The sequence below is a fragment of the Rhizobium sp. BK619 genome, from assembly GCF_014195245.1.
In the GTDB taxonomy this organism is placed as follows: Bacteria; Pseudomonadota; Alphaproteobacteria; order Rhizobiales; family Rhizobiaceae; genus Rhizobium; species Rhizobium acidisoli.
In genome coordinates this window covers 29,880-53,779 of record NZ_JACIBH010000020.1, presented here as the reverse complement: position 1 = coordinate 53,779, position 23,900 = coordinate 29,880, and the positions used below count along the sequence as shown (strand labels likewise).

General features: G+C 59.7%; 23 protein-coding genes. 11 read left to right on the top strand and 12 right to left on the bottom strand.

The window, feature by feature from the left end:
• The 4 genes from FHX14_RS31045 to FHX14_RS31030 form a co-directional block, all read right to left on the bottom strand.
• Positions 1 to 1,047, bottom strand: a complete 1,047-nt coding sequence (locus FHX14_RS31045; protein ID WP_184380904.1) for an ABC transporter substrate-binding protein — start codon at positions 1,045 to 1,047, stop codon at positions 1 to 3.
• Positions 1,048 to 1,107: 60 nt separating this feature from the next.
• Positions 1,108 to 1,560 (bottom strand): thioesterase family protein, encoded by a 453-nt coding sequence (locus FHX14_RS31040; protein ID WP_184380902.1) that lies wholly within the window; start codon positions 1,558 to 1,560, stop codon positions 1,108 to 1,110.
• Between the two features lie 5 nt (positions 1,561 to 1,565).
• Complete coding sequence (locus FHX14_RS31035; RefSeq protein WP_184380900.1) at positions 1,566 to 2,459, bottom strand: 3-keto-5-aminohexanoate cleavage protein; 894 nt, start codon at positions 2,457 to 2,459, stop codon at positions 1,566 to 1,568.
• 62 nt (positions 2,460 to 2,521) lie between these two features.
• Positions 2,522 to 3,466 carry a 3-hydroxyacyl-CoA dehydrogenase NAD-binding domain-containing protein gene (locus FHX14_RS31030; protein WP_184380898.1) on the bottom strand — a complete coding sequence of 315 codons (945 nt, stop codon included), beginning with the start codon at positions 3,464 to 3,466 and terminating at the stop codon, positions 2,522 to 2,524.
• Positions 3,467 to 3,747: 281 nt separating this feature from the next.
• Between FHX14_RS31030 and FHX14_RS31025 the strand changes: the two genes are divergently transcribed.
• Positions 3,748 to 4,413 (top strand): GntR family transcriptional regulator, encoded by a 666-nt coding sequence (locus FHX14_RS31025; RefSeq protein ID WP_184380897.1) that lies wholly within the window; start codon positions 3,748 to 3,750, stop codon positions 4,411 to 4,413.
• Positions 4,414 to 4,534: 121 nt separating this feature from the next.
• On the opposite strand, the gene FHX14_RS31020 is transcribed toward FHX14_RS31025, so the two are convergent.
• Together FHX14_RS31020 and FHX14_RS31015 are read right to left on the bottom strand one after the other, a co-directional pair.
• Positions 4,535 to 5,788: an MFS transporter gene (locus tag FHX14_RS31020; protein ID WP_184380926.1), complete on the bottom strand. Its 1,254-nt coding sequence runs from the start codon at positions 5,786 to 5,788 to the stop codon at positions 4,535 to 4,537.
• A 303-nt stretch (positions 5,789 to 6,091) separates the two neighbouring features.
• Positions 6,092 to 7,150 (bottom strand): LacI family DNA-binding transcriptional regulator, encoded by a 1,059-nt coding sequence (locus FHX14_RS31015; protein WP_184380894.1) that lies wholly within the window; start codon positions 7,148 to 7,150, stop codon positions 6,092 to 6,094.
• Positions 7,151 to 7,394: 244 nt separating this feature from the next.
• Between FHX14_RS31015 and FHX14_RS31010 the strand changes: the two genes are divergently transcribed.
• From FHX14_RS31010 to FHX14_RS30990, 5 genes are all read left to right on the top strand, one after another.
• A complete protein-coding gene (locus FHX14_RS31010; protein WP_184380892.1) occupies positions 7,395 to 8,378 on the top strand; it encodes an autoinducer 2 ABC transporter substrate-binding protein in 984 nt (327 codons plus the stop codon).
• A gap of 127 nt (positions 8,379 to 8,505) precedes the next feature.
• On the top strand, positions 8,506 to 10,020 hold the full coding sequence (locus tag FHX14_RS31005) for a sugar ABC transporter ATP-binding protein (protein ID WP_184380890.1): 1,515 nt from the start codon (positions 8,506 to 8,508) through the stop codon (positions 10,018 to 10,020).
• The gene (locus FHX14_RS31000) at positions 10,013 to 11,044 is read left to right on the top strand and encodes an ABC transporter permease (protein WP_184380888.1); all 1,032 of its coding nucleotides are present in this window, start codon (positions 10,013 to 10,015) and stop codon (positions 11,042 to 11,044) included. Before FHX14_RS31005 ends, FHX14_RS31000 begins: the two co-directional genes overlap by 8 nt.
• The gene (locus FHX14_RS30995) at positions 11,041 to 12,027 is read left to right on the top strand and encodes an ABC transporter permease (protein WP_184380886.1); all 987 of its coding nucleotides are present in this window, start codon (positions 11,041 to 11,043) and stop codon (positions 12,025 to 12,027) included. The genes FHX14_RS31000 and FHX14_RS30995 overlap by 4 nt, the downstream gene beginning before the upstream one ends.
• An 11-nt stretch (positions 12,028 to 12,038) precedes the next feature.
• The gene (locus FHX14_RS30990) at positions 12,039 to 12,887 is read left to right on the top strand and encodes a sugar phosphate isomerase/epimerase (RefSeq protein ID WP_184380884.1); all 849 of its coding nucleotides are present in this window, start codon (positions 12,039 to 12,041) and stop codon (positions 12,885 to 12,887) included.
• Positions 12,888 to 13,004: 117 nt separating this feature from the next.
• Here the strand turns inward: FHX14_RS30990 and FHX14_RS30985 are convergent, their stop codons facing one another.
• Positions 13,005 to 14,042 carry a class I SAM-dependent methyltransferase gene (locus FHX14_RS30985; RefSeq protein ID WP_012555652.1) on the bottom strand — a complete coding sequence of 346 codons (1,038 nt, stop codon included), beginning with the start codon at positions 14,040 to 14,042 and terminating at the stop codon, positions 13,005 to 13,007.
• Positions 14,043 to 14,273: 231 nt separating this feature from the next.
• Here FHX14_RS30985 and FHX14_RS30980 point away from each other — a divergent pair, with 231 nt between their 5' ends.
• The 3 genes from FHX14_RS30980 (at position 14,274) to FHX14_RS30970 (ending at position 17,505) form a co-directional block, all read left to right on the top strand.
• Complete coding sequence (locus tag FHX14_RS30980) at positions 14,274 to 16,220, top strand: EAL domain-containing protein (protein WP_184380882.1); 1,947 nt, start codon at positions 14,274 to 14,276, stop codon at positions 16,218 to 16,220.
• 345 nt (positions 16,221 to 16,565) lie between these two features.
• A complete protein-coding gene (locus FHX14_RS30975; RefSeq protein ID WP_003591967.1) occupies positions 16,566 to 16,883 on the top strand; it encodes a hypothetical protein in 318 nt (105 codons plus the stop codon).
• Between the two features lie 28 nt (positions 16,884 to 16,911).
• Positions 16,912 to 17,505, top strand: coding sequence for a general stress protein (locus FHX14_RS30970; protein WP_003591969.1), 594 nt, complete (start codon positions 16,912 to 16,914; stop codon positions 17,503 to 17,505).
• Between the two features lie 180 nt (positions 17,506 to 17,685).
• Here the strand turns inward: FHX14_RS30970 and FHX14_RS30965 are convergent, their stop codons facing one another.
• Genes FHX14_RS30965 through FHX14_RS30950 form a run of 4 tightly spaced genes read right to left on the bottom strand, consistent with a single transcriptional unit; the run spans position 17,686 to position 22,284 of the window.
• Positions 17,686 to 18,675 (bottom strand): substrate-binding domain-containing protein, encoded by a 990-nt coding sequence (locus FHX14_RS30965; RefSeq protein ID WP_184380880.1) that lies wholly within the window; start codon positions 18,673 to 18,675, stop codon positions 17,686 to 17,688.
• Positions 18,676 to 18,728: 53 nt separating this feature from the next.
• On the bottom strand, positions 18,729 to 19,772 hold the full coding sequence (locus FHX14_RS30960) for an ABC transporter permease (protein ID WP_049778332.1): 1,044 nt from the start codon (positions 19,770 to 19,772) through the stop codon (positions 18,729 to 18,731).
• The gene (locus FHX14_RS30955; RefSeq protein ID WP_184380878.1) at positions 19,772 to 21,289 is read right to left on the bottom strand and encodes a sugar ABC transporter ATP-binding protein; all 1,518 of its coding nucleotides are present in this window, start codon (positions 21,287 to 21,289) and stop codon (positions 19,772 to 19,774) included. The genes FHX14_RS30960 and FHX14_RS30955 overlap by 1 nt, the downstream gene beginning before the upstream one ends.
• Positions 21,286 to 22,284, bottom strand: coding sequence for a LacI family DNA-binding transcriptional regulator (locus FHX14_RS30950; protein WP_184380876.1), 999 nt, complete (start codon positions 22,282 to 22,284; stop codon positions 21,286 to 21,288). The genes FHX14_RS30955 and FHX14_RS30950 overlap by 4 nt, the downstream gene beginning before the upstream one ends.
• A gap of 193 nt (positions 22,285 to 22,477) precedes the next feature.
• Here FHX14_RS30950 and FHX14_RS30945 point away from each other — a divergent pair, with 193 nt between their 5' ends.
• Both FHX14_RS30945 and FHX14_RS30940 read left to right on the top strand, forming a co-directional pair.
• Complete coding sequence (locus tag FHX14_RS30945; RefSeq protein WP_184380924.1) at positions 22,478 to 22,918, top strand: RbsD/FucU domain-containing protein; 441 nt, start codon at positions 22,478 to 22,480, stop codon at positions 22,916 to 22,918.
• A 125-nt stretch (positions 22,919 to 23,043) separates the two neighbouring features.
• The gene (locus FHX14_RS30940) at positions 23,044 to 23,520 is read left to right on the top strand and encodes an NUDIX domain-containing protein (RefSeq protein WP_184380874.1); all 477 of its coding nucleotides are present in this window, start codon (positions 23,044 to 23,046) and stop codon (positions 23,518 to 23,520) included.
• A gap of 69 nt (positions 23,521 to 23,589) precedes the next feature.
• Here the strand turns inward: FHX14_RS30940 and FHX14_RS30935 are convergent, their stop codons facing one another.
• Entirely contained in the window at positions 23,590 to 23,847 is a 258-nt protein-coding gene (locus FHX14_RS30935; RefSeq protein ID WP_184380872.1) for a hypothetical protein, read from the bottom strand.
• Positions 23,848 to 23,900 lie beyond the last annotated feature (53 nt).

Genomic DNA, 23,900 nt, shown 5'->3' with positions numbered 1-23,900 from the left:
TTACTGGGCGAGCCAGGCATTGAAGCGCTGGGTCAGGGCTTCACCATTGTCGATCCAGAAATCGGTATTGATGGGCATGGCCTCCTTCATGTTGGCCGCGTCCGTCGGGAGGTCCGACTTCAGGTCGGCAGGCACCATATTAGCGGCTTCCTTGTTCGGCAGGCCGTAGGCGACAAATTGCGGCAACTTCACCTGGTTTTCGGCCTTGCTGGCAAAGGCGATGAAATCCATGCCGGCGTCCTTGTTTCCAGCGCCCTTCAGAATAGCCCAGCTGTCGATGCCGTAGATGCTGCCTGGCCAGACGACCTTGAAGTTGCGTTTTTCGGTGCGGTTGATGCCCGTGATGCGACCATTATACGCCGTGCTCATCGCGACTTCGCCGGAGGCCAGCAGTTGCAGGGGCTGAGCACCAGACTCCCACCAGACGATGCTGGACTTCAACTCGTCAAGCTTCTTGAAGGCGCGGTCGACGCCTTCCGGAGTGGAGAGCACATCGTAGATCTCCTCATTCTTTACGCCATCGGCCATGAGCGCAAATTCGAGATTGTACTGGGCGCCCTTGCGCAGGCCCCGCTTACCCGGAATTTTCTTGATATCCCAGAAGTCCGCCCAGGATTTCGGGCCATCGGCCAATTTGGCGCCGTCATAGGCGATAGCGGTCGACCATACATTGGCACCGATGCCGCAATCGCTCACGGCTGCCGGAAGGTATTTGTCCTTGCCACCCAGCTTGTCCCAATCGAGCTTTTCGAAGACGCCGTCGGCACATCCGACAGCAAGGTCGGCGGATTCGACGTTGACGACATCCCAATTCGGATTGCCAGCCTTCACCTTGGCCTGAAGCACGCCGATGCCGCCATCCCAGGATTCATCGAGCAACGGCTTTGCCGCACTGGCGGCGAACGGCTTGAAATAGATTTCGCGTTGCGCATCCTGATAGGTACCGCCCCATGAAACCACGGTGAGATCGCGGGCCTGTGCCTGACCATGGGCCAGCAGGCTGGCTCCAAGCATCAGCGCGGCGGAGATAACTGTTGTTGTCTTCATTTTAGTTCCCCTTGTTTGGGATCTCATCTCCCATGAGATTCCCGGTTGAGTGATGATGATTTACGCCGAGGGCGGTTGTTCCCCCGGTGCGGCTTGCCAGCCATCCAGCTGCGCGCGGATCGCTTGCGGAATGGCAACTGATTGCTTGTCGTTCACATTAAAGAACACCTCGACAGCCTCGCAGGTGGCCATCGCCTGACCGCTGGCGCTGTCCCGGGCCAGGAGACCGATCGTCACCGATTTGGTGCCGATGCGCCGAATGCTTGCGAAGACGTTCACGATGGAGCCGGCCAGAATTTCGTGCAGGAAAATGAAATGCAGGTCAGCTGTGACGGGGGCAAATCCCCCGCCGTGCACAAAGCCGTTGCGGCTCCAGAAGATGAACAGTGCATCATCGAAGATGGCGGCATAGTTGCGCACGTTCAGGTGCCCGAAGTGGTCGCATTGCCACTGATGCACCACCGCTGCCGTCACCAGGCGCCCATCCTCCGAGGTAGCGTTCTCCCCAGCCATTGCGGTCACCGAACGCCGAGGATTTCGCGGGCCTCATCCGGCGTCGCGACGTCGCAGCCAAGATCGCCGATGATGCGGGCCGCCTTTTCGACGAGCTGCCCGTTGGTGGCGAAGACACCACGTTCGAGATAGATGTTGTCTTCCAGCCCGACGCGGCAATGACCGCCCAGGATGGTCGACATCGCGACGATTTCCATCTGCCAGCGGGAAATTCCGAATGCACTCCAGATCGCGTCCGGCGGCAGCAGGTCCTTCATGTAGATCAGCGTTCTGACATCGGCCGGGGCTGACCACTTGACGCCAAGGCAGAGCTGGAAGAGTGGCGGGCTATCGATGTGACCAAGTTCAATCAATCGGCGTGCGAGCAGAATGTCACCGGGATTGAAAGCTTCGATCTCGGGCTTCACACCCGCGGCTCGGATCAGTTCAGCCATGTCGCGCAGCTTGCCGGGCGTGTTCATAAAGATGCAGTCGGGTGCACCGGCAATACCGCCTTCGAGGTTCATGGTCGTCGTATCGAGCGTGCAGATCTGGGGCCGGAGATTGACCACGTGACCAACCCGTTCTGCCGCCGTGCCGACATCGGTTGTCGGATGCGCCAGCGCCTCGTTCGCCGGGTCGGGAACGAAGGTGGCCCCCATCCCCGTTGTCAGGTTGATCAGCACGTTCGGATTGGCCTTGCGAACCTGATCGACGATGTCGGCAAAGACTTCCGGGGAACGGTCCCCGAGCCCGGTTTCCGGATCGCGCCCATGAATGTGCACGACGGAGGCACCGGCATCCGCTGCCTCGACGCAGGCTGCAGCGATCTGTGCCGGCGTGACCGGATAGTCCGGATAACGTGGATGGATCGGGCCATCGCCGGTGACGGCGCAGGTGAGGACGACTTTCCGCTTCATGTGTTCTCCATGTGTTTGACCGGCGCTGCGCAATGCGCGGCCTGAAACCTGTTCGATGAAGGTCAGCCGACGGCTCTCAACACGCCGACGAGTTTGCGGTCGCGTTCTTCGCGCAGCGCGGCGTAATCGCGGCCTTCGATTTCTTCCTGCAAACCGCCCATCAGCTTTTCGATGGTTGCGTCATCCAGCCTCGGCTTGCCGAGATCCGCCCACCACAGGTCATAGCTGTCGCGGAATTGCTGGCAGTAGGCTCTGAGACCTCCCTCCCCGCCGCCCAGGTTGAGCAGCATGTGCGGCCCCATGACGGCCCAGCGCATGCCGGGACCCGCGGTAACGGCCGTATTGGCATCCTTGACGCTGATGACGTCATCGGCCACCAGCGCAATCGCCTCGCGCCACAGTGCGGCCTGGAGCCGGTTGGCGACATGACCCATCACTTCCTTGTTCAGCGTGATGGTCTTCTTGCCGCATGCCTCATACAGCTCGCGCGCGGCATCCAGCACGCCGGGGGCCGTATATTCGTTGCCGTAAAGCTCGACCAGCGGAATGATGTGCGGCGGATTGAACGGGTGGGCGATAATGAGATGCGCGGGATCCTGCATGCCCCGCTGCAAATCGGAGAGCTTGAGACCCGACGAGCTGGTGGCGACTATGGTTCCGGCCTTGAGGGCAGGCTCGATCTCCCCATAAAGCATTTGCTTGGCGTCAAGCCGCTCAGGAATGCATTCCTGCACGAAGTCTGCCTCTTTCACGGCTTCGGCGGCAGATGCGAACACATGCCAGTCGGGTTCCAGCGCCGGATCAAGCAGACCCATATCGACAAGCGTCGTGCGCACCGAAGCCCAGAATGCCGGGAATTTCTGGCCGGCATCGGTATGGCTGTCGAACAGATGAATGCGTCGTCCCGAGGCCGCAAAAAGTGCGGCCCAGCTGCAGCCGATGAGGCCGGCGCCGATGATGGCGACCGTATTGATGTCCGAATTTTCAAAAGATGGCCGGCTTGGCACGTCATGTATCCCCTGCTCTTCTTGATATCTGATCAGATCATGAATTTGATATTTGATCAAGAATTGACGAGCATTTTTTGATCAGATATCATGTTTTTCGGATAAGCCTTCGGAAACACGGTGGTTTTTGCCGGGCGGACGGATTGAGAATCGGGACTTCCGGAAAATTGCTGTATTCGGCCCTGCTCGCAGCGCCGGTTGACGGCAGCATCGCGAGAGGCGAAAGTTTGGATGATCGGGCACCATGCCGTGCGATGGACAAGCGGATAATGAAAATGCGGATGAATGAGTTTCCGAGTGTAACGGCGCGGCGCCCGGTTCTGGACAACGAATATATCTTCAATGAACTCAAGCAGATGCTGATGATCGGCGAGTTTGTGCCGGGCCAGAAGCTCACGCTTGTCCAGCTTGCCGAAGCCTTTGGCACAAGTCAGATGCCCATTCGGGAAGCCACAAATCGGTTGATTTCCGTGCGCGCCCTTCAGGCGCCCCCTCGTCGTTCCCTCTGCATCCCCGAAGCGACGACAGAGCTGATGGACTCTCTCCTGCCGCTGCGTCTTTTGCTGGAAGGTGAAGCGACGCGTCTCGCTGTCCTCGCCACCGGCGATCAGCTGGTCGACGAGCTGGATAAAATCAACGCTGAAATGGTCGCGACCGCGTCCGATGGCGATCTCAAGCCCTATCTGCGATTGAACCAGCGGTTCCACTTCCTGATCTACAGGAGTTGCGGCAATTCTGAACTCGTTGATCTGATCGAACTTCTCTGGATGCGCTATGCGCCGATGCTGCACATTGCCAGAGGTGGGGTGCTTTCGAAATCGGGGCGCCAACGCCATCAGGAAATAGTCGAAGGATTCCGCAATCTGGATCCCCAAGCCGCCGAAGCTGCGATGCAGGGCGATATTGCGGATGCTGCCCGTCCTATCAGAGACCGGCTTTCCGCTTAATGAGCGTCAGGATAAAGGCCGTCTCTCCGGAATTTGAGTGAACCAGCTATTGGCAGGCGCTTGCACCTTGATGGGATGTGACCCGCCGACCCTCTGATCGCGTTTGAGAAAATCCCCGCATTCAGACTGCCACCGCTTGCTGCCGCCGACGCAGCCAGGGCCATAGGATCAGCCAGGTCACCAGAGCAAGGTTGACGCAGTTCCAAAGAAAGCCATGCAGGAAGGCAAGGCGGTAAGAACCGGTGGCGTCGAAAATGTAACCAGCAGCCAGTCCTCCGCAAGCCATGCCAAGGACTGTCGCCATCAACACGAGGCTGATCCGGATACCCGCCTCACGAGGCGGCAAGTATTTGCGGATGATCACCGCATACATCGGAACGATGCCGCCCTGGAACAGCCCGAATAGGCCGGAGATCACGTAGAGCGACGACTGGCTGTTGAAAAACAGATAGAGCAGCAGCGCTGCAGCCTGCATCGACGAACCGAGGATCAACATGGGCCCGGCGCCAATCCGGTCCGCGACCGCGCCGGAAGCCAATCGGCTGACCACGCCTAGTCCGAGCATCAAGGCGATGATCTGCGTGCCGATGGCCACGCCATAGCCGAGATCGCCGCAATAGGCGACGATATGGACCTGCGGCATCGACATTGCCATGCAGCATGCAAAGCCGGCGACGACAAGAACGGCCTGCAGAGCATTCGCGCTCAGACCCAGTTGGTTGCGTGCGGCTTCGGTCAGGGCTTCGGCTTTGGCATAGGTTACGGTCTGTAGACGCCGCCTCAACAGCAGCCCGATGGGCACCATCACCAGAGGCACAAATATGCCGATCCCGACATGGGTGGCCCGCCAACCCTGGCTCGTCAAGAAATGCTCGATGACCAGGGGCCAAACCGCGCCTGAGAGATAACTGCCCGAAGCCGCAAACGCGACCGCAAGCCCCCGGTGCTTATTAAACCAATGAGAGAGGTCGGATATCAGCGGCGAGAAGCCTGCAGCCGATCCAAAGCCGATGATCAGCGAGCAGGCAGCGAACTGCCAGATATTGCCGGTCAGGGCCGCCGTGATGTAGCCGATGCAAAGCAGGAGCGCGCCCACCAGCACCGGCACGACGATGCCCACCCGATCGGCCAGGCGCCCCATCAATACCCCGCCGAAGGCAAAGCCCAGCATGGTGCAGGTATAGGGCAGCGAGGCACCGCCGCGCACCGTGTCGAACTCGACCTGCAATGTCGGCAGAAGCACCACGACGGACCAATTGCCGACGCAGGCAACCGTGCCGAGAATGAGCGTCAATACCAGCCGCCACCAGGCATAGCCGGAGTCGATCTCGTGAAAATCGGAGCCATAAGCCGCAATGGTCTTCTTTTCCAACATGGCCACTGCGTGGACTCCCTGCGCTCCGATGATGAACTGAACGCTGTCGAACGTCCGTCTGGTGTACGCGCAATATAACGTGCTTCGGTACTTTGGATACCCGTGACAAGGCTTGCTCAAGATCGGCGGCGTGTCGGGCGCGGCGCCATATCCATTAGGATGGTACCGATTCCATCGCCAGGTTTTCCATTCGGTCGTCTGCCGCCGCTCCCAACTGCAGGAGGACTTTGGACCGGATCAAGCTCTCTGTCAGTTGCGATGAAGACCGATATGGCATCAGCTTTTCCACCGAAGGAGACAGCATTACTCGATATCCTTCAGCGCATCGAGGGGGCCGGTCAGGGCCGTGCGTGGTGGGACGAGCGATGGTTGCACAAGATGCGTCATTACCGGAGGTCGGTTGGCATCGAGGATCGCAAACCCCTTGGTGATCATGGCCTCTCCATCCTGCCGGATCATGAAGACCGGGAACGGTAGGAAGGAGCCGAAGGGATCATAGTCGTAGCAGCCGACGATGATATCGGCGAAGGTTTCGTGCGGATGCAGCGCCAGGAAGCGCATCAGCCCTTCGAGGTTGATCGAGGAATTGACGAAAAATGTGCGCGGCAGCTTTCCATGACCTTCGTAGAAGACTTCGAAGGCGCGGGCGGTCATGGCGGGGGAATAACCGGTCGGCTGGATGCAGATGTCCGGATCTGCGCCCAGCAGTGCGCGCTTTACGTCACGAAAGCCGCGAATGCGTTCATGGCTGGCATGGTCGTTGCGGCCGCCGAACAGATACACATCGTCAGGTGAAAGCGGCCCATCCTCTCGCGCGCGCTCGATGATCGCTTGCGTCAGCATCCGCGCGCCTTCGTAATTGTCGCTGATGATCGACGGCGCCAGAGTGCCCGGCAGATCGATGTTGACGTGCTTCAGCCCGGCCTTTTCGCATACCGCGTGCACACCATCCGGATCGGTTGCGCCGGCGATGAAGAGTTCGTCGATAGAATAGGAAATCAGCGTCTCGACGACCTGACGCTCCTCCTCCGGATCGCGACAGGCGCTGACGACGAGCGGGCACTGGCCGCGGTTCCTGGCCTGGGCCTCGAAGGACTGCGCCATGGAGGAAAAATAGCGATTGTCGTGCACAGGCAGCAGAAGGCCGACGAGGCCGGAGCGCGACGAACGCAGGCCACGGGCTTGCAGGTTCGCCGTATAGCCGTGCTCGTTCGCCAGCTTCTGAATAAGCTCGGCCGTTGTCTCCTTGATACGCCGCTTCCGCCAGCTTCCATTCAGCACGGCGCTCACGGTGGACGCCGACGCACCCGATAGCACCGAGAGATCGTAGATGGTCGCCTTCTTCTTGCTGATGCCTGTCATGCCCTGCCCTTCCTCTGCCGTTCCCTTAGAAACAAACCCCTCTTGACGAAAGCCCCACCTTGTTCGATAGTCATTGCACCATCGATTGTGCAAAAAAGAAAGATCGATTGTGCGTGGATGGTTCGCCGGAGGAGGCGAGACGGGAGGCAAGGGTATCCCTCGCCAAGAAGCAACCAGGAGCAACCTGCCGCAAAAGCGGCAGGTGGTCGTCGTTCGCATGAGCGACCTTTGAGGAGGAGTGAGGATGAGGAAACTTATCATAGCGGCATTGGCTGCATCGCTGTCGCTTGCCGGGGCAGTGGCTGCCTTTGCGCAGGACGCGCCGAAGGTCGGCATTGTCGTCAAGATCGGCGGCATTCCGTGGTTCAACGCAATGGAAGCCGGCATCAAGGAACAGGGTCAGAAACTAGGTGTCGATGCCTTCATGATCGGACCGACCAGCGCCGACCCGGCCCTGCAGGTGCGTGCCATCGAGGACCTGATTGCTCAGGGCGTCAAGGTGATCGGTGTGGTTCCGAACGATGCCAAGGTGCTCGAGCCGGTGCTGACCAAGGCGCAGGCGGCCGGCATCAAGGTCATTACCCATGAGTCACCTTCGCAGAAGGGCGCCGACTGGAATTTCGAGCTCGCATCGTCCACCGGATTCGGCGAAGCGCATGGCAAGCTGCTCGCCGAAAAGATGGGCGGCAAGGGCGAATATGCCGTCTTTGTCGGTTCGTTGACCGTCCCCTTGCACAATGCCTGGGCCGATGCCGCAATCGCCTATATCAAGGCGAATTATCCGGACATGAAGCTCGTCGGCGATCGCTATGGCGTTGCCGAAGACGTTGACAAAAGCCGCTCGACGGCACTCGACCTGATTGCCGCTCATCCGGATCTGAAAGGCTTCCTCGCTTTCGGCAGCCAGGGTCCGATCGGCGCGGGGCGTGCCGTCGAAGAACGCCGCAAGACAGGCAAAATCTTCGTCCTCGGTCCGTTTTCACCCGGTCAGGGCCAGAAGCTGATCAAGGCGGACGCGATATCGGGCGGCTTCATGTGGAACCCGAAACAGGCCGGCGAAGTGTTCGTCACGCTCGCCGATCGGCTGATCAAGGGCGAGAGCATCAAGGAAGGCGACGACATTCCAGGTCTCGGAGTGATCAAGCCCGCCGGCAATGACATCATCGTCGACCAGCTGCTGCCGATCAACAAGGACACGGTCGACGACCTGGCCGCAATGGGTCTCTGAAAGAGATCCCCTCCCCCGGTGTCGGGCCGGTCCTTGCCGACCGGCCCGACATTCGGCAAGAAAGCGGTATCCGGCCAAGGCCGGGGCCATCGACCCTTTATGGCATTCGATCGGACAGGCAACCGGCATGAGCACGGCAACGGATGAGGGCGTGAAGGACCAGCCTCTTCTTTCGCTCCGCGGCATCAACATGACATTCGGCGGCGTGAAGGCGCTGAAAAACGTTTCCTTCGAGGTTTTGCCCGGCGAAGTGCATTGTCTGGCCGGGGAGAATGGTTCCGGCAAGAGCACGCTCATCAAGGTTATCTCCGGCGTATACCGGCCTGCCGAGGGCGCCGAGATCGTCTTCGACGGCGAGGCGATTTCCCACATGACGCCAGGCATGGCCCAGGCCCGCGGCATCCAGATCATCTGGCAGGATCTTGCACTCTTTCCCGAAATGAGCGTCGCGGAAAACATCGCCTTCCAGACCCTTTCCGGTTCGCGCCCGCGCTTCGTCAACTATGGCGCGATCCGGACGATCGCCGAGGGCGCGCTCGCCCGGCTCGGCGTCAGCCTCGAGGTCGACAGACCGCTGAAGGACTTCGCCATCGCGCAGCGCCAGATCGTGGCAATTGCCCGCGCGCTGGTCGGGCAGGCCCGGATCGTCTTCATGGACGAGCCGACCGCCTCGCTCACCCAATCGGAGACCGATCATCTGCTGGCGATCGTGCGCACCCTATCGGCTTCGGGCGTTGCCGTGGTCTTCGTCAGCCATCGTCTTGCGGAAGTGCTGGAGATCTCCTCACGCATTACGGTGCTTCGCGATGGCGCGCTCGTCGGGGTCTTTCCGGTGGAGGGCATGACGCAGTCGAAGATCACCGAGCTGATGACCGGGCGCACCTTCGATCAGAACGTTCGCGCCCGCGACCGATCGCAGAACCCGATCATGCTCTCCGTCAGCAAGCTTTCCCGGCCTGGCGAGTTCGAGGAGATTTCCTTCGATCTGCGCCGTGGCGAGACGCTCGGGATCACAGGACTGCTCGGCTCGGGCCGCACCGAACTTGCGCTTACGCTATTCGGCATGCGCCGGCCGGCCGCCGGCACGATCAAACTGGAGGGAAGAGCGGTGCATTTTGCCTCCAACCGCGAGGCGATTGCGGCCGGCGTCGCCTATCTGTCGGAGGATCGTCTTTCACTCGGTCTCAACCAGCCGCAATCCATCGCCGACAACTTGGTTATGGCCTCTCTCAACCGCATCCTCAGCGGCCGGCTGATTTCGCCCGATAAGAAGCACGCGCTCGTTGCCCGCTGGATTGCCGATCTCGGCGTCAGGATCGGCAAGCAGGACGATGCGATCTCGACGCTTTCGGGCGGCAACCAGCAGCGCGTCGCGATCGCCAAATGGCTCGCCACCGATCCCAAGGTGCTCATCCTTGACGCTCCCACCGTCGGCGTTGATGTCGGTGCGCGCGCCGGCATCTTCGAAATCGTTGCCCGTCTCGCCGAAGCCGGGCTGGCGATCATCCTCATCTCGGACGAGGTGCCGGAGGTCTATTTCAATGCCGACCGGATCATTCACATGGAAAAGGGCCGCGTCGCCGGCTGGCACGATCCGCGCACGACCACTTTGAAGGACCTGGAGGCGGCCGTCTATGCGTAAGCTGTTCCTGTCCCATACGACCGAATGCGTGCTCATCGCCGTCATCATCGCGATGAGCATCTTCCTGGCGTTTGCGACCGATCGTTTCTTCACACTCGGCAATGCCTTCGACCTGCTGAATATCAGCGCCGTCAATATCATCTTCGCCGTCGGCCTGCTCGTGGTGCTGATTGCCGGCGGGATCGACATCTCCTTCGCCGTCGCCGCCTCGATCGTGCAGTATCTCACCGCACTTGCGCTCGAGCGGATCGGCGGGGGTGGCTGGACATCCGGCTTCCTGATCGCGGCAGCCATCGGCATCGTGCTCGGCCTGATCAACGCCTTCCTGATCCACCGCTTCCGCATCATCTCGATCGTTGCGACAATCGCGACCTTCAACGTCTATTTCGGCCTGCTGATGTTTTTCACCAAGGGTGTATCGCTCTACAATCTGCCCGACTGGCTGACCAGTCGCGTGGTCATTTACGAGCGGGAAATGGCCGACGGCAGCTGGGCGGAAATCACGCTGCCTGTTGTCGTCATGGCCGTCTGCACGCTTGCCACCTGGCTCTTCATTACCCGCACGACGACCGGCCGGCAGCTCTATGCCTTCGGCGACAATCCCGACGGCGCGCGCCGCTTCGGCATCAATATCGGCGCCATGCAGTTCATCGCCTTCGGCTGGCTTGGACTGATGGCGGGCATCGCTGGGCTCATGCAGGCGCATTACGCGCAGGAGGTGGTGCCGAACGCACTCTATGGCCGCGAACTCGATGTGCTCGCTGCCGTGGTGCTCGGCGGCGCGCGGCTGGGCGGCGGCAAGGGCTCCGTGCTCGGTTGCGTGCTGGGCGTGCTGCTCGTCTCGATCACCCAGAACGGCCTCAACCTGATGGGCGTCTCGCCCTTCGCCTTCAAGATGATCGTCGGGGCGATCATTCTCGTTGCGATCACGTTGTCGAGCGCCCGCATCGGCGCGCTGGCGCCTGTCTTTGGGAGCCGCATATCGGCCGATGGCCAACCTGCGGCAAGCGGAGAAAAGCGATGAACATCCTCGCAGCCCGCTTCAACGCCATCTTCGGGGCTGATATGGCCGGTCCGCTGGCCGCGCTGGCGATCGTGCTGATCGTCTTCGGTTTCGCCTCGCCACATTTTCTGACGGGCGCGACCTTCGGATCCGTCGCCTTTCAGCTTCCCGAGCTCGGCATCCTGACGCTTGCCATGCTGATGCCGATCCTCACCGGCGGCCTGAATCTGGCGATCACCTTCACCGCCAACATTGCGGGCCTGACGCTTGCCTGGGCGCTGCAAGCCAATGGCGGGATCGATGCCGGCCCGGCCGCCTTCCTGCTCGGCTCGCTGCTGGCGCTTGCCGTCGGCGCCGCAAGCGGCCTGGTCATGGGCCTCGTCATCGCCTTTACCCGCGCCCATCCGATCCTCGTTTCGCTATCGATGATGATCTTCCTGCGTGGCCTCGGCGAGTTCCTGACGCGCGGCGGCGATATTTCGGGTTTCCCCACCTTTATCGCTCCCATCGGCCACGGCAGCATTCTCGGCATTCCTATACCGTTGTTGATCCTGATCGCCTGTGTGATCGCCAGCCACATCCTGCTCGCGCGATCAAAGCTCGGTTTTTCCACCTATATGATCGGCTCCAATATCGAGTCCGCCCGCTATTCCGGCATCAATACCCGCAAGGTCCTGGTGCTTGTCTACATGCTCTCCGGTGCGATGGCTGCCGTGGCCGGCATCATCATGCTTGCGCGCTTCAATTCGGTACGCGTCGGCCATGGAGAGTCCTATCTGCTGATCACCGTGCTCGCCTGCTTCCTCGGCGGCATCAATCCGTTCGGCGGCTTCGGCCGCGTCCTGCCTGTCTTCGTGGCGCTCGTCGTGCTGCAGCTTCTCTCTTCGGGGCTCAATCTGCTCGGCGCCAACCAGCATCTCACCACCGCCGTCTGGGGCATCCTGCTCATCGTCGTGATGGTGCTGCGATGGTTCTCGGCCAAGTTCATCACAATCGCGAAATAGGAGATACGACCATGCAAGGTTTCGGCGTCCACACCAGCATGTGGACCATGAACTGGGATCGCGCAGGCGCCGAGAAGGCAATTGCCGGAGCGGTGCACTACGAAATGGACTTCATCGAGATTGCGCTGCTCAACGCGCCGGCCGTCGATGCCAAGCACACCCGAGAACTGCTTGAGAAGAACAAGCTGCGCGCGGTCTGCTCGCTCGGCCTGCCGGAGCATGCCTGGGCATCCGTCCGCCCGGATGCGGCGATTGAGCACCTGAAGATTGCGATCGAAAAGACCGCTGAGATGAGCGCCGAGGCGCTGTCCGGCGTCATCTTCGGCGGCATTGGCGAGCGGACCGGCGTACCACCGACGCAAGGCGAATACGACAATATTGCCAAGGTGCTCGACGCTGCGGCAAAGCACGCGAAGAAGCACGGCATCCAACTCGGCGTCGAGGCCGTGAACCGTTATGAGAACCACCTGATCAATTCGGCCCAGCAGGCCGTCGACATGGTGGAGCGTGTCGGCGCCGACAACATCTTCGTTCATCTCGACACCTACCACATGAACATCGAGGAGAAGGGCGCGGCAAACGGCATCCTGATTGCCCGCGATCACCTGAAATACATCCATCTTTCCGAAAGCGACCGCGGCACGCCGGGTTACGGCAACATTCCCTGGGATGCGATCTATGCCGCGCTCGCCGCAATCGGCTTCAAGGGCGGACTTGCCATGGAAAGCTTCATCAACATGCCGGCGGAAGTGGCCTATGGCCTGGCCGTCTGGCGCCCCGTGGCACGCGATATGGAAGAGGTCATGGGAAGGGGTCTGCGGTTCCTGCGCAACAAGGCGGAACAATACGGCCTGATCTGACCTAGCCGCCGGTATGGCTCATCGTTGCGGCCGGGTCGAGCCCAGCGTCTCGGCCGCTCCTTTTCCGTACGCCGGCGTTGTTCCTGCAACGCCATTGCCTTTTGGCCAACCTGCGGCTTAGGGCTGTTTTTCAATTTCGCAGTAGACAACGCTACGATTCGAGCCCGGCCAGACAGACACTTTCAGATCCGCCCCAGCCGCGCTTTCACTGGCGATCAAGCCCATCTCATGTTCCGAGCGCAACAGCAGCGCCCAATTCATGAATGTCTCCATATAGCCGTCGACGTCCGTCGCCGGGGAGAAGTTGGCGAACAGGAATGTGCCGCCAGGCTTAAGCATGCTGACGCACTTCTTGGTCAGCTTTACGGCGACAGCGTCCGGCAGATAGTCATAAAGACCGGCCGCATACACAAAATCGAACATTCCCAGCGCATGCCTTCCACCGAGCAGCGATTTGACCGACCCGTTCAGCGCCTCGACCGACGTGCCGGCGAAATCGCGGGCGACTGTTCCAACACTCATCGGGTCCTGATCCAAAGCGACCCAGCGTTTGATCGCGCCGGCGCCGAGCGCGCGCGACAAAGGCCCCTCACGAAGATGGCCCGACGCGATGGCCAGGACTTCGGTGGAACCGGGCCGAGCCGAAGCGATTTCGTCGACGCGCCGCGCCAGAATGTCTCGACGCTCTCGTACCGCGACGGATGACGAAGCATTTCGAGTGTAGGCATAGATCGAACGTCCCAAGGTGCTCGATGATGCAACGGCGTCCTCGATCTCAGGCCTGCCGTAGATAAAGTCGAGAAGACGTGCGTCGCCGGAATAGCCGCGCGGCTTTTCGAACGACCAGCGGGTCAATGGATCCTGGTGCAGATAGTGAGCAACTGGATGAGATTGCGCGATCGGAACGATGACGTCCCACACCTCCGGATGAAAGCGGCGCCGCAACTGATGCAAGGCTTCGCTAAGGCGCTCGATGATCGCACGCGGCTCGACGCCGGATCTGAACTGACGGATCGACAGATCGAGGCTGACCGCAAGCTCGGCTTTCGCGACGATAAGGTCGCTGGGATTTGTCGCAGCAAACCTCCTTGCTGCCCGCCGAATTTCACCCGGCGCAACAAGACTTTCACCGTCCAAGACAAGACTTCGTGCCATTTCGAGACTCCCTTGACATAGCGTTAAGCATAATCAACCTCGAAATGGGATGCGACTAGAATCTGCACGGGATAAGGGTAATTCTACTATTGCGGGTCGGAACCTGCGCCTCTACGAATGTTAAGTAATAAGACAAACCGGTTGCAGGTTGCCGAACGTAATTTTGGAGGGCGCCCGAAGCATGGCTTACTTTTTAACTTCTTTAGATTGTAGTCAGGCTGGTATCGTTGCATGAGCGCGGCTGACGCTCCTGTGCAGCGCGATGAATCAACCGACTGCTTTTCATTCGCCGAGGCCTGCAAGTCTCTGGAAACGGAAAATGATGCTGTCCGCAGGCGAAGCTCACGGCACGGTCTTTGGATCGCGGTCGCCGTCTATGTGGCCTTCGCACTTCCCGACCGATGGCTTATCCCCGATGTTGCGCCTGCGACGATCGCCGCGCGATTCGTCGTTGCAACGATCGCGCTGCTGGCTTTCGAGGCCTTGCGACTGGCCAAAGCAAAAACCGTCTGGCTGGACATCACCTGCGCCTCGGCACTGCTTGCCGGTTATTTGGGCTGGCTTTACCCGGCGATTGGCACCAGCGACGTCACCGCCATGTCGTACTACATGATATTTGGCGCCATCTTCATGATGGGCGCCAACCTGTTTTTCAGTTTCCCGTTTCGGCTTTCGGTGATCACCTCCAGCTTCGTGCTCGGCGCATTTTTCGTGACGATCGAGGCGTTTTTCCCTTCAAGCCAAACCTACAAGCTTGCCTTCGGGATGTTCTACATTTCGTGCTTCGTCTTCACGTCTTTCGTGAATTGGCGATTGAACGTGGAGCGTCGAAACGTGTTGCTGAATGCGGCGGAGGCCCGATATCAGCACTGGGAAGCGTCCGAGCGTGGACGATCACTGCTCGAGCTTTCAAATACCGATTACCTGACAGGCATAAGCAACCGGCGCGCCCTGGATCGGCGGCTCGATGAATGCTGGGCCGCCTGGAAAGACGAACGCCGCGACTTCGTCGTGTTGCTCATCGACGTCGATTTTTTCAAACGCTTCAATGATCGCTACGGGCATCAAGAAGGAGACCGATGCCTGACTGTCATCGCCAAAGTGCTGAAGGCCGTCGTCGAGTCGTCCGGTGGCATGATCGGCAGGTATGGTGGCGAAGAGTTTATCGTGGTCTTGCCGGTCGAAACTCCTAAGATCGCGATGAGCCTGGCCGAAAAGATCAGAATGGAAGTCGAGTTTCTTGCGATCGAGCATGACGGGCGACCGGATGACAGCCCGATCGTAACCGTCAGCATCGGCGTCGCCTTCACCCGCGACAAAGTTGGAGAGAAGGTTGAACGATTGGTGCGAGAGGCCGATCTTGCTCTCTACCATGCCAAAGCAAGCGGCCGAAATTGCATTCGCAGGTTTGATCCGCTGTTGCCTCGCCCGGACGACAATGCCGGTAAACTCGTCCCGCTGCTGACGGCAGCCATTGATCGCAAACTGGTCTCGCTCGTTTACCAACCGATCTTCGAGTTGACGAACGAGAAAGCAAGAGCTGTCGAGGCTTTGATGCGGCTTCGGATGCCGGACGGCACCGCGGTTTCGCCGAAAACATTCATTCCGGTTGCAGAGCGAACGGGCGCTATCCTCGAATTGGGCAAATGGGCGATCGAGACGGCATGCCGTGACATACTGATGACCGATCGCATGGCGACCGTCAGCGTCAACGTGTCGCCCATACAGCTGCGTTCCCCCGGCTTTGCTGCGAATGTCGCTGACATTCTTATTCGCTGCGGGGTCAGCGGATCGCGACTGGCCTTGGAAGTCACCGAGGGCCTGGACATGGATATGCAGTCGGAGGTGCTTAAGTGCATTGCAGATCTGCGGACTCTCGGCGTCGAAATCTGGCTTGACGACTTCGGCTCCGGCTTCGCGGGCCTCTCTTGGCTGAGGGCGATCGAGTTTCAGACGGTCAAGGTCGATCGAACCTTCCTGCACGACTGCTCCAACCCGCGCGGGTTGATGATGCTTCAGGACATGGTCGCTCTTATCCGCAATCGTGGGAATACGATCCTGGTGGAAGGCGTCGAAACGGCAGCACAATTGTCCCTGCTCAAGGATCTTCGCATCGACCGCGTCCAGGGCTATCATATGGGAATGCCGGTGAGCGCTGAACTTTTGAACGCGGCATAACGCGATCTCCAGGTTTCCAGAAGACCGTTCATTGCAGACGCGACGTTGTCCGCGATCTTTGGGTCCGAACCGGTCCAAGACGCTGAAGGACTTCCGTGCCTAACCCAGGGGACGCAACGCCGGTGGGCGATGGCGTGAGTGAACTGCGCGTCAACAATGGCCGCTGCTATCGGGTCCATTTTGTCCGCGACACAGCAAGCGATCGCAGAAAATCTTTTGCGAGTTCAACAGCAAATCAGGCAAGGACTGGCATTCGCGCTTTAAGTTCTGGAACGTGGAACGATTAGGGTCGGATGGGGTTTCGTGATCACGGATCTGAGAGGTTCGGCACGAGAGGAAATTCCCATGAACAAGTTCATTCTAGCCGCAGCGCTTCTGGGCGCTTCGGCATTGTCAGCCATGGCCCAGACGGCACCCGCGACGACAAGTGACGGCAAGACGCCGGCCATTGCAACGCCTGGGTCGAACAATGCGACCGCCCCGGTCGAAGGTGCCAACAGCTTCACCGAAGGGCAGGCCAAGGACCGCATCGAAAAGGCCGGCTATACCGACGTCAAAGACCTCAAGAAGGATGACAAGGGCATCTGGATGGCATCGGGCATGAAGGACGGCAAGGCCGTCATGATCGCACTCGACTACCAGGGCAATATCGTCGCCAAGTGACCCCAACAAATCCTTCAGGAGAATGACTATGAGAACCGTAACTGGACTTTTCGACGATTATACCGACGCGAGCTCTGCGGTCAGCGCGCTTGAATCCGCCGGTATCCCTTCCAGCGACATCAGCATCGTTTCCAACAATGCCGACAGCCGCCACGATGAACATTCGAATGCAGGTGAAGGCGCCGGTACAGGTGCCGGCATCGGTGCAGTCGTCGGCGGCGCCGGCGGCCTTCTCACAGGCCTCGGTCTGATGGCCATCCCGGGCGTCGGCCCCGTCGTCGCAGCCGGCTGGCTGGCCGCAACCGCCGCCGGCGCCGCCGCTGGCGCAGTCGCTGGCGGTGCGACAGGAGGCATTATCGGTGCGATGACGAGTTCCGGCGTCTCTGACGAGGACGCAAATGTATATGCCGAAGGCGTTCGCCGGGGTGGCTCATTGGTCACTGCCAGGGTTCAAGACGCACTTGTCCCGGAAGCGGAAGCGATCCTCAAGCAATCCAACTGGGTCGACCCGGTCGAGCGCCGAGCCGCCTACACCCAAGAGGGATGGACCAGGTTCGATGACGCGCTCGACCCCTATAGTCCAGAACAGGTCGCAAAAGAACGCAGCCGTTATCGCCTCTAGTCTCTATGATGCGCGCGCCCACCGATGGGCGCGCGTTTCATGCGCTGGACCGGCGAAGTGCGGCTTTCGATCTGGGTGCTGGCAAACGCCGCGGCGATGCGTAGCTTTTGAAGCGCGCAACGAAGCAATCTGGTCCCACCCGGCTGGGCAGACGCGCCCAGCCGGATGGAGCCTTGAACTTTACTTGCCCATCATCTGCTTGGCGTTTTCGGGCGTGATGGCTGTGGTATCGACTGTTACCGTTGGCTCAACAGACGATGCGCAGTCCAGCAATATCGACTTTGCCATGTCGATCGCCTCTTTCGCTCCGGTAGGATAGGTGAAGGTCGCGGACCAATCGCCCTTTGCGACCGCTTCAATTCCCCCGGCAGGCCCAGGCAAGCCATCGGTTCCGATGATCTTCACGCTTTTACCAGCGCCTTTGGCAGCGAGCAGAGCACCCGCCGCCATCATGTCATTGCTGGCATAGACCATCTTGATGTCCGGATGAGCCTGCAGCATGGCGGCGAACGCCGTTTGTGCTTTATCCGGCAGCCAGTCGGCCGCCTGTTCTGCGACGATCTGGATTTTCGAGTTGGCCTTCACGCCATCTTTGAAGCCATTAAGCCGCTCGACTGCGGGTGTCGAACTCGGCAAGCCCTCCAGCACGGCGGCCTCGCCGCCATCCGGAAGCAGCGTCTTGCTGGTATATTCGCCGGCTGCCAACGCAATCTTGTAGTTATCGCCTCCGATGAAAGCTGTGTAATCCTTGCCTGCTTCACCGTTCGTCTTGCGATCGAGTTCGATGACCGGGATACCCGCGTCCATTGCTCGCTTGACGGCGGGTGTAAGCGGAGCCGCCTCGAAAGGCGAGATCAACAGAAGGTCGACGTTTTGGGTAATGAAATTGTCGACCTGTGACGTCTGAGTGTTGACGTTGCCGGCCCCGTCGGCAATCTGCAGTGTGAATTGCGGGACTGCCTTGGCGGCTGCTTCCAGTTCATCGTTGACGTGCTGGCGGTAGGGCTCCGCGTTGTTTGCCTGCGAGAAGCCGACAACGAATTCGCCATCTTTGGCGCAAGCCTTCACAAGCGGGTCGGCAGCCTGGGCCACGCCGGCAATACAAAGGCATGAACCGGCGAGAAGTGCCATGCGCCCGGCATTCGAAAATCGAAGTGCATTCTGTGTCATTACTTTCTCCTCCACATTGGTTCCGGATCCACCTTCCGGAAGATGCCGCCACACTACCTGCCCAATCCTTCGCGGCGACGAACGAGGGATTGAAGGACTGCCGCCAGAACGATGATTGCCGCTGTGGCAAGCAACTGCATGGCTGGGGTGATGTTGTTGAGCTGAAGAATATTGGCGAGGGCGCCAAGCATGATCGTGCCGGCGATGGTTCCGACCATGGAACCCGACCCGCCAAACAGGCTGGTCCCGCCAATGACGACAGCCGCGATGGCCGTCAATTCATATCCGGTCCCATCATTGGCACTTCCGAAATTGAATTGCCCGGCATGGACGATGCCGGCCAGCGCGGATGCAAAGCCGGTGATGGCGTAAACGGCGATCTTGATTGCCGAGACCGGAACACCGGAGATGCGAGCGGCGCGCTCGTTGCCGCCGACGGCATAGACGTAACGGCCGAACCTTGTCGTGTTCAGCACCAGCGTTGCGATGCAGGCAAAGATCAGGAAGACGATGGTGGCCACGGGAACGACGTTGCCGAACAATCGACCGCCGAGAACCGCAAAGATGGGGGGAGCCAGCCCGGGGCCATCGCCATAGGAGATATTGATATACTGATTGCCCGACACGACGAGCGCCAGCCCGCGCGCTGCCTGTAAACCGGCAAGCGTGACGATAAATGCTTCAAGCCGAAACTTGCTTGAGATCGCTCCCTGGACCAGGCCGAAACAGGTGCCCATCAGCAGCACTGCCAGCACCGTTGTAATCAGCCCAAAGCCGCCCGAGACCATCAATGTTGCGGTGACGACGCTCGCAAGACCAAGGGTCGCCCCAACCGAGAGATCGATCCCGGCGGTGATGATCACGAAGGTCATCCCGATCGCGATGATGCCGGTCTCGGACACTGCGCGGACGATGTTGGCGATATTGTCGGGTTGAATGAACAGGATGACCCCATGCCGGCGCGGCGAGAAGATGATGCCGCCGGCAAAGACCAGCACCAGGCCGATCAGGCTTTGGAAGCGGACGATGACCGCAAGCGGATCAATGCGCTTTGCGGGTTGAATCGGAGAACTCGACGTAATTTGCTGTTCGGACATCATCCCTCCCTCCCGTTGGCGGCGGCCAGAACGTCGTGTTCGCTCACCCCGCCGGAAAATTCGGCAACGCTGCAGCCGTTGCGCAGGACCACTATTCGATCGCATAGGCCGATCAGCTCAGGCATTTCACTTGAAGCGACAAGGATGCCCAATCCATCCGAGGCAAATTTGCGCAAGCGAGCGTAGATCTCACCCTTGGCTCCGACGTCCACACCGCGGGTCGGCTCGTCGAGAAGCAACAGGCTCGGATTGCCCAGCACTTCCTTGGCAAGCACGACCTTCTGCTGGTTGCCGCCGGACAGGGCACCCACAGCGATCTCCGCGTTCTTGGGACGGATGTCGAAATTTCCGAACGAGTTCTTGATCGCATCGTCCTGTCGACGTGCAGATAACAAGCCGTTTGGGGAAATTCGGCGAATGATCGACATGACCAGATTGAGGCCAACGGACATACGCAGCATCAGTCCGGCGCCGCGCCGGTCGTCGGTGACGAATGCGAGACCAGCCCTGCGCGCGGCGGCGATGGATCGAAGCCTTGCCGGTTTGCCGCCAATGGTCACCTCCCCCTGCCATCTGCCCGGCACACCTGTCCCGTAAAGAGCGCTCAGAAGCTCGGTGCGGCCTGCACCCATCACGCCGGCCAAGCCGACAATTTCACCGCGGTGAACATCGAGGTCGATCCTTGATGGCGTCTGCCACCCGGGTGACGCACGGTGCGGCCGGAAGGAGGCCTGCCGCATCCTCAGGAGAACGTCGCCGACGCGATCCGATCGAGGCGGGTAAAGTTCGTTCAACGGACGGCCGACGAGAAGCTGTACCAGCTGCGCTTGTGGCGCGTTCGGCTCGGTAACGCCGGCGACCTTGCCGTCGCGCATCACTGTCACGCGATGGGCAATCTGCGGCACTTCCTCAAGGCGATGCGAAATAAAGACGATACCGACGCCTGACGATGCGAGCCCACGCATGATGTCGAACAATCGATCGACTTCGCCGACAGTCAATGCCGCTGTCGGTTCATCCATGATCAGAGCGCGGGATGCATAGGACAGCGCCTTGACAATGGCGACGACCTGGCGCTGGCCGATCGAAAGCTCGCCGACAAGCTGGGCGGGATCGATCGATCGGTCGATTGCCTCCAGTCTTTTGCGCGCTTCGCGCAGCATCGCCTTTCCGTCGAGCATGCCATGGGGATGGACAAGCTCACGCCCAAGAAAGAGATTGGCTGCGACGCTCAAACTCGAAACGAGATCCAACTCCTGAAAAATCGTTGCAATTCCTGCCGCTTGTGCATCCCGGGGGCTGTGAAATCGGGCGGGTTTGCCATCGATGAAGATCTCGCCCTGGTCCGGCGTGTGCACGCCGGACATCAGGTTCATCAACGTCGATTTGCCCGCACCATTCTCTCCAAGCAGGGCATGGATTTCACCGACTTCAAGATCGAAGTCCACGCCACGCAGCGCTTGAACGCCGCCGAAATGCTTGGTGACCCCTTTCGCCGAAAGAACAACCTGGTTCATGCTGCTTCTCCACACGATTCACGCACCCGCAAAACCGGCGACAGTCGAACGGTCTCGCGCGGGCGGTGCTTGTTGCCGATCCGCGCAATCAGCAAGTCCGCCGCCCTCCTGCCGATCTCATCGCAAGGCTGGGCCATCAGTGTCAGACGCGGCTCGAAATAATCGGCCCATTCGAAATCATCGATTCCGAGCACCGAAATATCCGCGGGAACGCGCAGCCCCCGCTCCCGAATGGCTCTCATCGCGCCGATCATCGCAAGATTGTTTGAGGCAAGGATTGCTGTCGGTGGCTCCTTCAGCTCCAGCAAGTGGTGCGTCGACGCGGTGGCGTCAGCCGTGCTGCGGTTGCCATTGCTGATCAACGCATGCGGGACCTCTATTCCCTTCTCCGCCATAGCTGTGCGGAAAGCCTCAGTGCGCTCCACGGTCGTCGCAAATCCGGGCTGGCCGAGGATGATCCCGACCCGTTGGTGATGGAGCGTGACGAGATGATCGACCAGCATGCGGATTGCCGCCGTGTTGTCGGTTCCGACCTGATCGAAACGATCATCGGAGAGCCTGTCGACGAGCACACAGGGAACATCGCATTCAAATAGATAGTCCAGCGACTTTTTGGGAGCGCCTGAAGCGGCAAGGATAATCCCGTCGACACGACGCTGATGCAGATGCCGGATGAGCTCCAGTTCCCGATCTGGATCGTCCTGCGTGTCACATAGAAAGACGACCAAGCCGCGCTTGGAACACTCGGCTTCAATCGCGCAGATGATATCGCTGAAGTAAGGGTTCGAAATCGCGGAAATGACCAGGCCGACCGTGCCCGTCGACGATAATTTGAGAGAGCGCGCAACCGCGTTCGGGATGTATCCGATCTCGTCCACCGCCTCCATGACGAGCTTCGCCTTCTCGGGCGACACGTAGCGCGTCTTGTTGAGAACATGGGAAACCGTGGAGACCGAAACTCCGGCCGCCTTTGCAACTTCGGAAATCGTCGTCATGAGCGCGCTCCGGCGTTTGCCGGCAGCACAACAACAAAGCGTCTCAAATTTTCCTCCCAGGCGGAATTCCAACCTTAAACAGGCTCTCCAAGGATCCGCGAATATGATCACGCTAGCGCCATCGAAACGTTTGCGCAATCGTTTTTTTGCGGTTACCATCCAAGTTGTGATCATCTCTTGGGAGGGAAATGACATGCTGAAAGGCGTCCCGCCGTTCGTCACGGCCGACTTGTTGTGGGTTCTGGCCTCCATGGGGCATGGCGACGAACTGGCCATCGTCGATCGAAACTTCTCGGGCTTTCGGGTGGCGAGCCAAACCACGAGCGGAAAGCTGCTCCTCTTGGAGGGGCTCGATGCACCGGCTGCAGTTGGCGGGATCCTTGAAATGATGCCCCTGGACACATTCGGCGACACGCCGCTGATGCACATGGAGGCCGTCGACGCGCCGGGCGAATTGCTGGAAGTGCACAGAGAGGTCATCGCCGTTTGCAGTGACGCAGAAGGGCGCTCGATCACCAGCCAACCGGTGGAGCGGTTTGCTTACTATCCGATCGCGATACGATCGTTTGCTGTCATTCAGACGGCTGAATCGCGCCCCTATGGGAACTTCATTTTGAGGAAAGGCGTGCTCTGAGGCCCAGATGGTGAGGCGTTCCTCGAGCGAAGGAATATCTATTCTGTCAGCCTCCTGACCAGGCCATTCGTCGCTCGCGAACATCCCTTTGGTTGACCCGGCCCCACCGACAGAAAGTTGCATTGATGACTGAGATTCCGATCCGTTGTTCTGCGGTTTCTGTGGTCCTGCTCCGCAAAGCCGACATTGGACATGAGGTATTGCTTCTGCGCCGCAACCACACCCTGATCGGTGAATGGTGCCAGATCGCCGGCGGCATCGAGGACGGGGAGAAAGCCTGGGAGGCTGCGTTACGCGAGGTCCGCGAAGAAACCGGGCTGATTTGCAACCGGCTCTACTCCGCCGACATATGCGAGCAGTTTTATGAGGCCGATCGGGACGCCATCGCCATGTTGCCGGTCTTCGTTGGCTTCGTGGATTCCCATGCGACGGTCGTCATCAATCACGAACATAGCGAATTTCGATGGGTTTCTTTCGCAGCTGCCTTGAAGATGGTGCCGTTTGCAGGCCAGCGACATGTGCTGAAACATGTGGAGACCGAATTCGTGCGGCGGGAACCCGTCCGGCACCTTCTCATAGATAGAGCTTCGCCGGCTTCCTGATGTTATTGTCGAAGGAAGATTGCGTCGTCACATCCCAATTGCAAATACAAACCACAGTGATCAGGCACTCTAAAGTGCATCCTTGATCGGAAACATGTCTTCGCCGTAATGATGAAGCCTCGTGTGGTGCCGTCGGCATAACCACCGCACTCTTAAAGGCTCGTCGTATTGATCATGATGGGCATCGACTGCTTCGATCCCGCAGACCTCACAGGTTTGCTTTTCCAATTCGCCTGCCTTGACCGCTCGCTGCACGGCGAGGTGAGCATCATATTTGCCTGGATTGGCACGGCGCCAATTCGCTTGGCGGGTATCGGTTTTCAGCATCGCTGCCTCCTTGCCTGTCTCACGACCTTGCGTGCCTGGCTTCCGGGGCGAAA

Excerpts from the sequence above, each read along its gene's own strand:
- FHX14_RS31035 (WP_184380900.1), bottom strand. The coding sequence starts at position 2,459 with ATGAAGCGGAAAGTCGTCCTCACCTGCGCCGTCACCGGCGATGGCCCG.
- FHX14_RS31005 (WP_184380890.1), top strand. The coding sequence starts at position 8,506 with ATGAGCACGGCAACGGATGAGGGCGTGAAGGACCAGCCTCTTCTTTCG.
- FHX14_RS30960 (WP_049778332.1), bottom strand. The coding sequence starts at position 19,772 with ATGTCCGAACAGCAAATTACGTCGAGTTCTCCGATTCAACCCGCAAAG.
- FHX14_RS30995 (WP_184380886.1), top strand. The coding sequence starts at position 11,041 with ATGAACATCCTCGCAGCCCGCTTCAACGCCATCTTCGGGGCTGATATG.
- FHX14_RS30970 (WP_003591969.1), top strand. The coding sequence starts at position 16,912 with ATGAGAACCGTAACTGGACTTTTCGACGATTATACCGACGCGAGCTCT.
- FHX14_RS30965 (WP_184380880.1), bottom strand. The coding sequence starts at position 18,675 with ATGACACAGAATGCACTTCGATTTTCGAATGCCGGGCGCATGGCACTT.
- FHX14_RS31000 (WP_184380888.1), top strand. The coding sequence starts at position 10,013 with ATGCGTAAGCTGTTCCTGTCCCATACGACCGAATGCGTGCTCATCGCC.
- FHX14_RS31020 (WP_184380926.1), bottom strand. The coding sequence starts at position 5,788 with ATGTTGGAAAAGAAGACCATTGCGGCTTATGGCTCCGATTTTCACGAG.
- FHX14_RS30935 (WP_184380872.1), bottom strand. The coding sequence starts at position 23,847 with ATGCTGAAAACCGATACCCGCCAAGCGAATTGGCGCCGTGCCAATCCA.
- FHX14_RS30945 (WP_184380924.1), top strand. The coding sequence starts at position 22,478 with ATGCTGAAAGGCGTCCCGCCGTTCGTCACGGCCGACTTGTTGTGGGTT.
- FHX14_RS31045 (WP_184380904.1), bottom strand. The coding sequence starts at position 1,047 with ATGAAGACAACAACAGTTATCTCCGCCGCGCTGATGCTTGGAGCCAGC.
- FHX14_RS31040 (WP_184380902.1), bottom strand. The coding sequence starts at position 1,560 with ATGGCTGGGGAGAACGCTACCTCGGAGGATGGGCGCCTGGTGACGGCA.
- FHX14_RS30940 (WP_184380874.1), top strand. The coding sequence starts at position 23,044 with ATGACTGAGATTCCGATCCGTTGTTCTGCGGTTTCTGTGGTCCTGCTC.
- FHX14_RS30980 (WP_184380882.1), top strand. The coding sequence starts at position 14,274 with ATGAGCGCGGCTGACGCTCCTGTGCAGCGCGATGAATCAACCGACTGC.
- FHX14_RS30985 (WP_012555652.1), bottom strand. The coding sequence starts at position 14,042 with ATGGCACGAAGTCTTGTCTTGGACGGTGAAAGTCTTGTTGCGCCGGGT.
- FHX14_RS31010 (WP_184380892.1), top strand. The coding sequence starts at position 7,395 with ATGAGGAAACTTATCATAGCGGCATTGGCTGCATCGCTGTCGCTTGCC.
- FHX14_RS31015 (WP_184380894.1), bottom strand. The coding sequence starts at position 7,150 with ATGACAGGCATCAGCAAGAAGAAGGCGACCATCTACGATCTCTCGGTG.
- FHX14_RS30975 (WP_003591967.1), top strand. The coding sequence starts at position 16,566 with ATGAACAAGTTCATTCTAGCCGCAGCGCTTCTGGGCGCTTCGGCATTG.
- FHX14_RS31025 (WP_184380897.1), top strand. The coding sequence starts at position 3,748 with ATGAATGAGTTTCCGAGTGTAACGGCGCGGCGCCCGGTTCTGGACAAC.
- FHX14_RS30950 (WP_184380876.1), bottom strand. The coding sequence starts at position 22,284 with ATGACGACGATTTCCGAAGTTGCAAAGGCGGCCGGAGTTTCGGTCTCC.
- FHX14_RS30955 (WP_184380878.1), bottom strand. The coding sequence starts at position 21,289 with ATGAACCAGGTTGTTCTTTCGGCGAAAGGGGTCACCAAGCATTTCGGC.
- FHX14_RS30990 (WP_184380884.1), top strand. The coding sequence starts at position 12,039 with ATGCAAGGTTTCGGCGTCCACACCAGCATGTGGACCATGAACTGGGAT.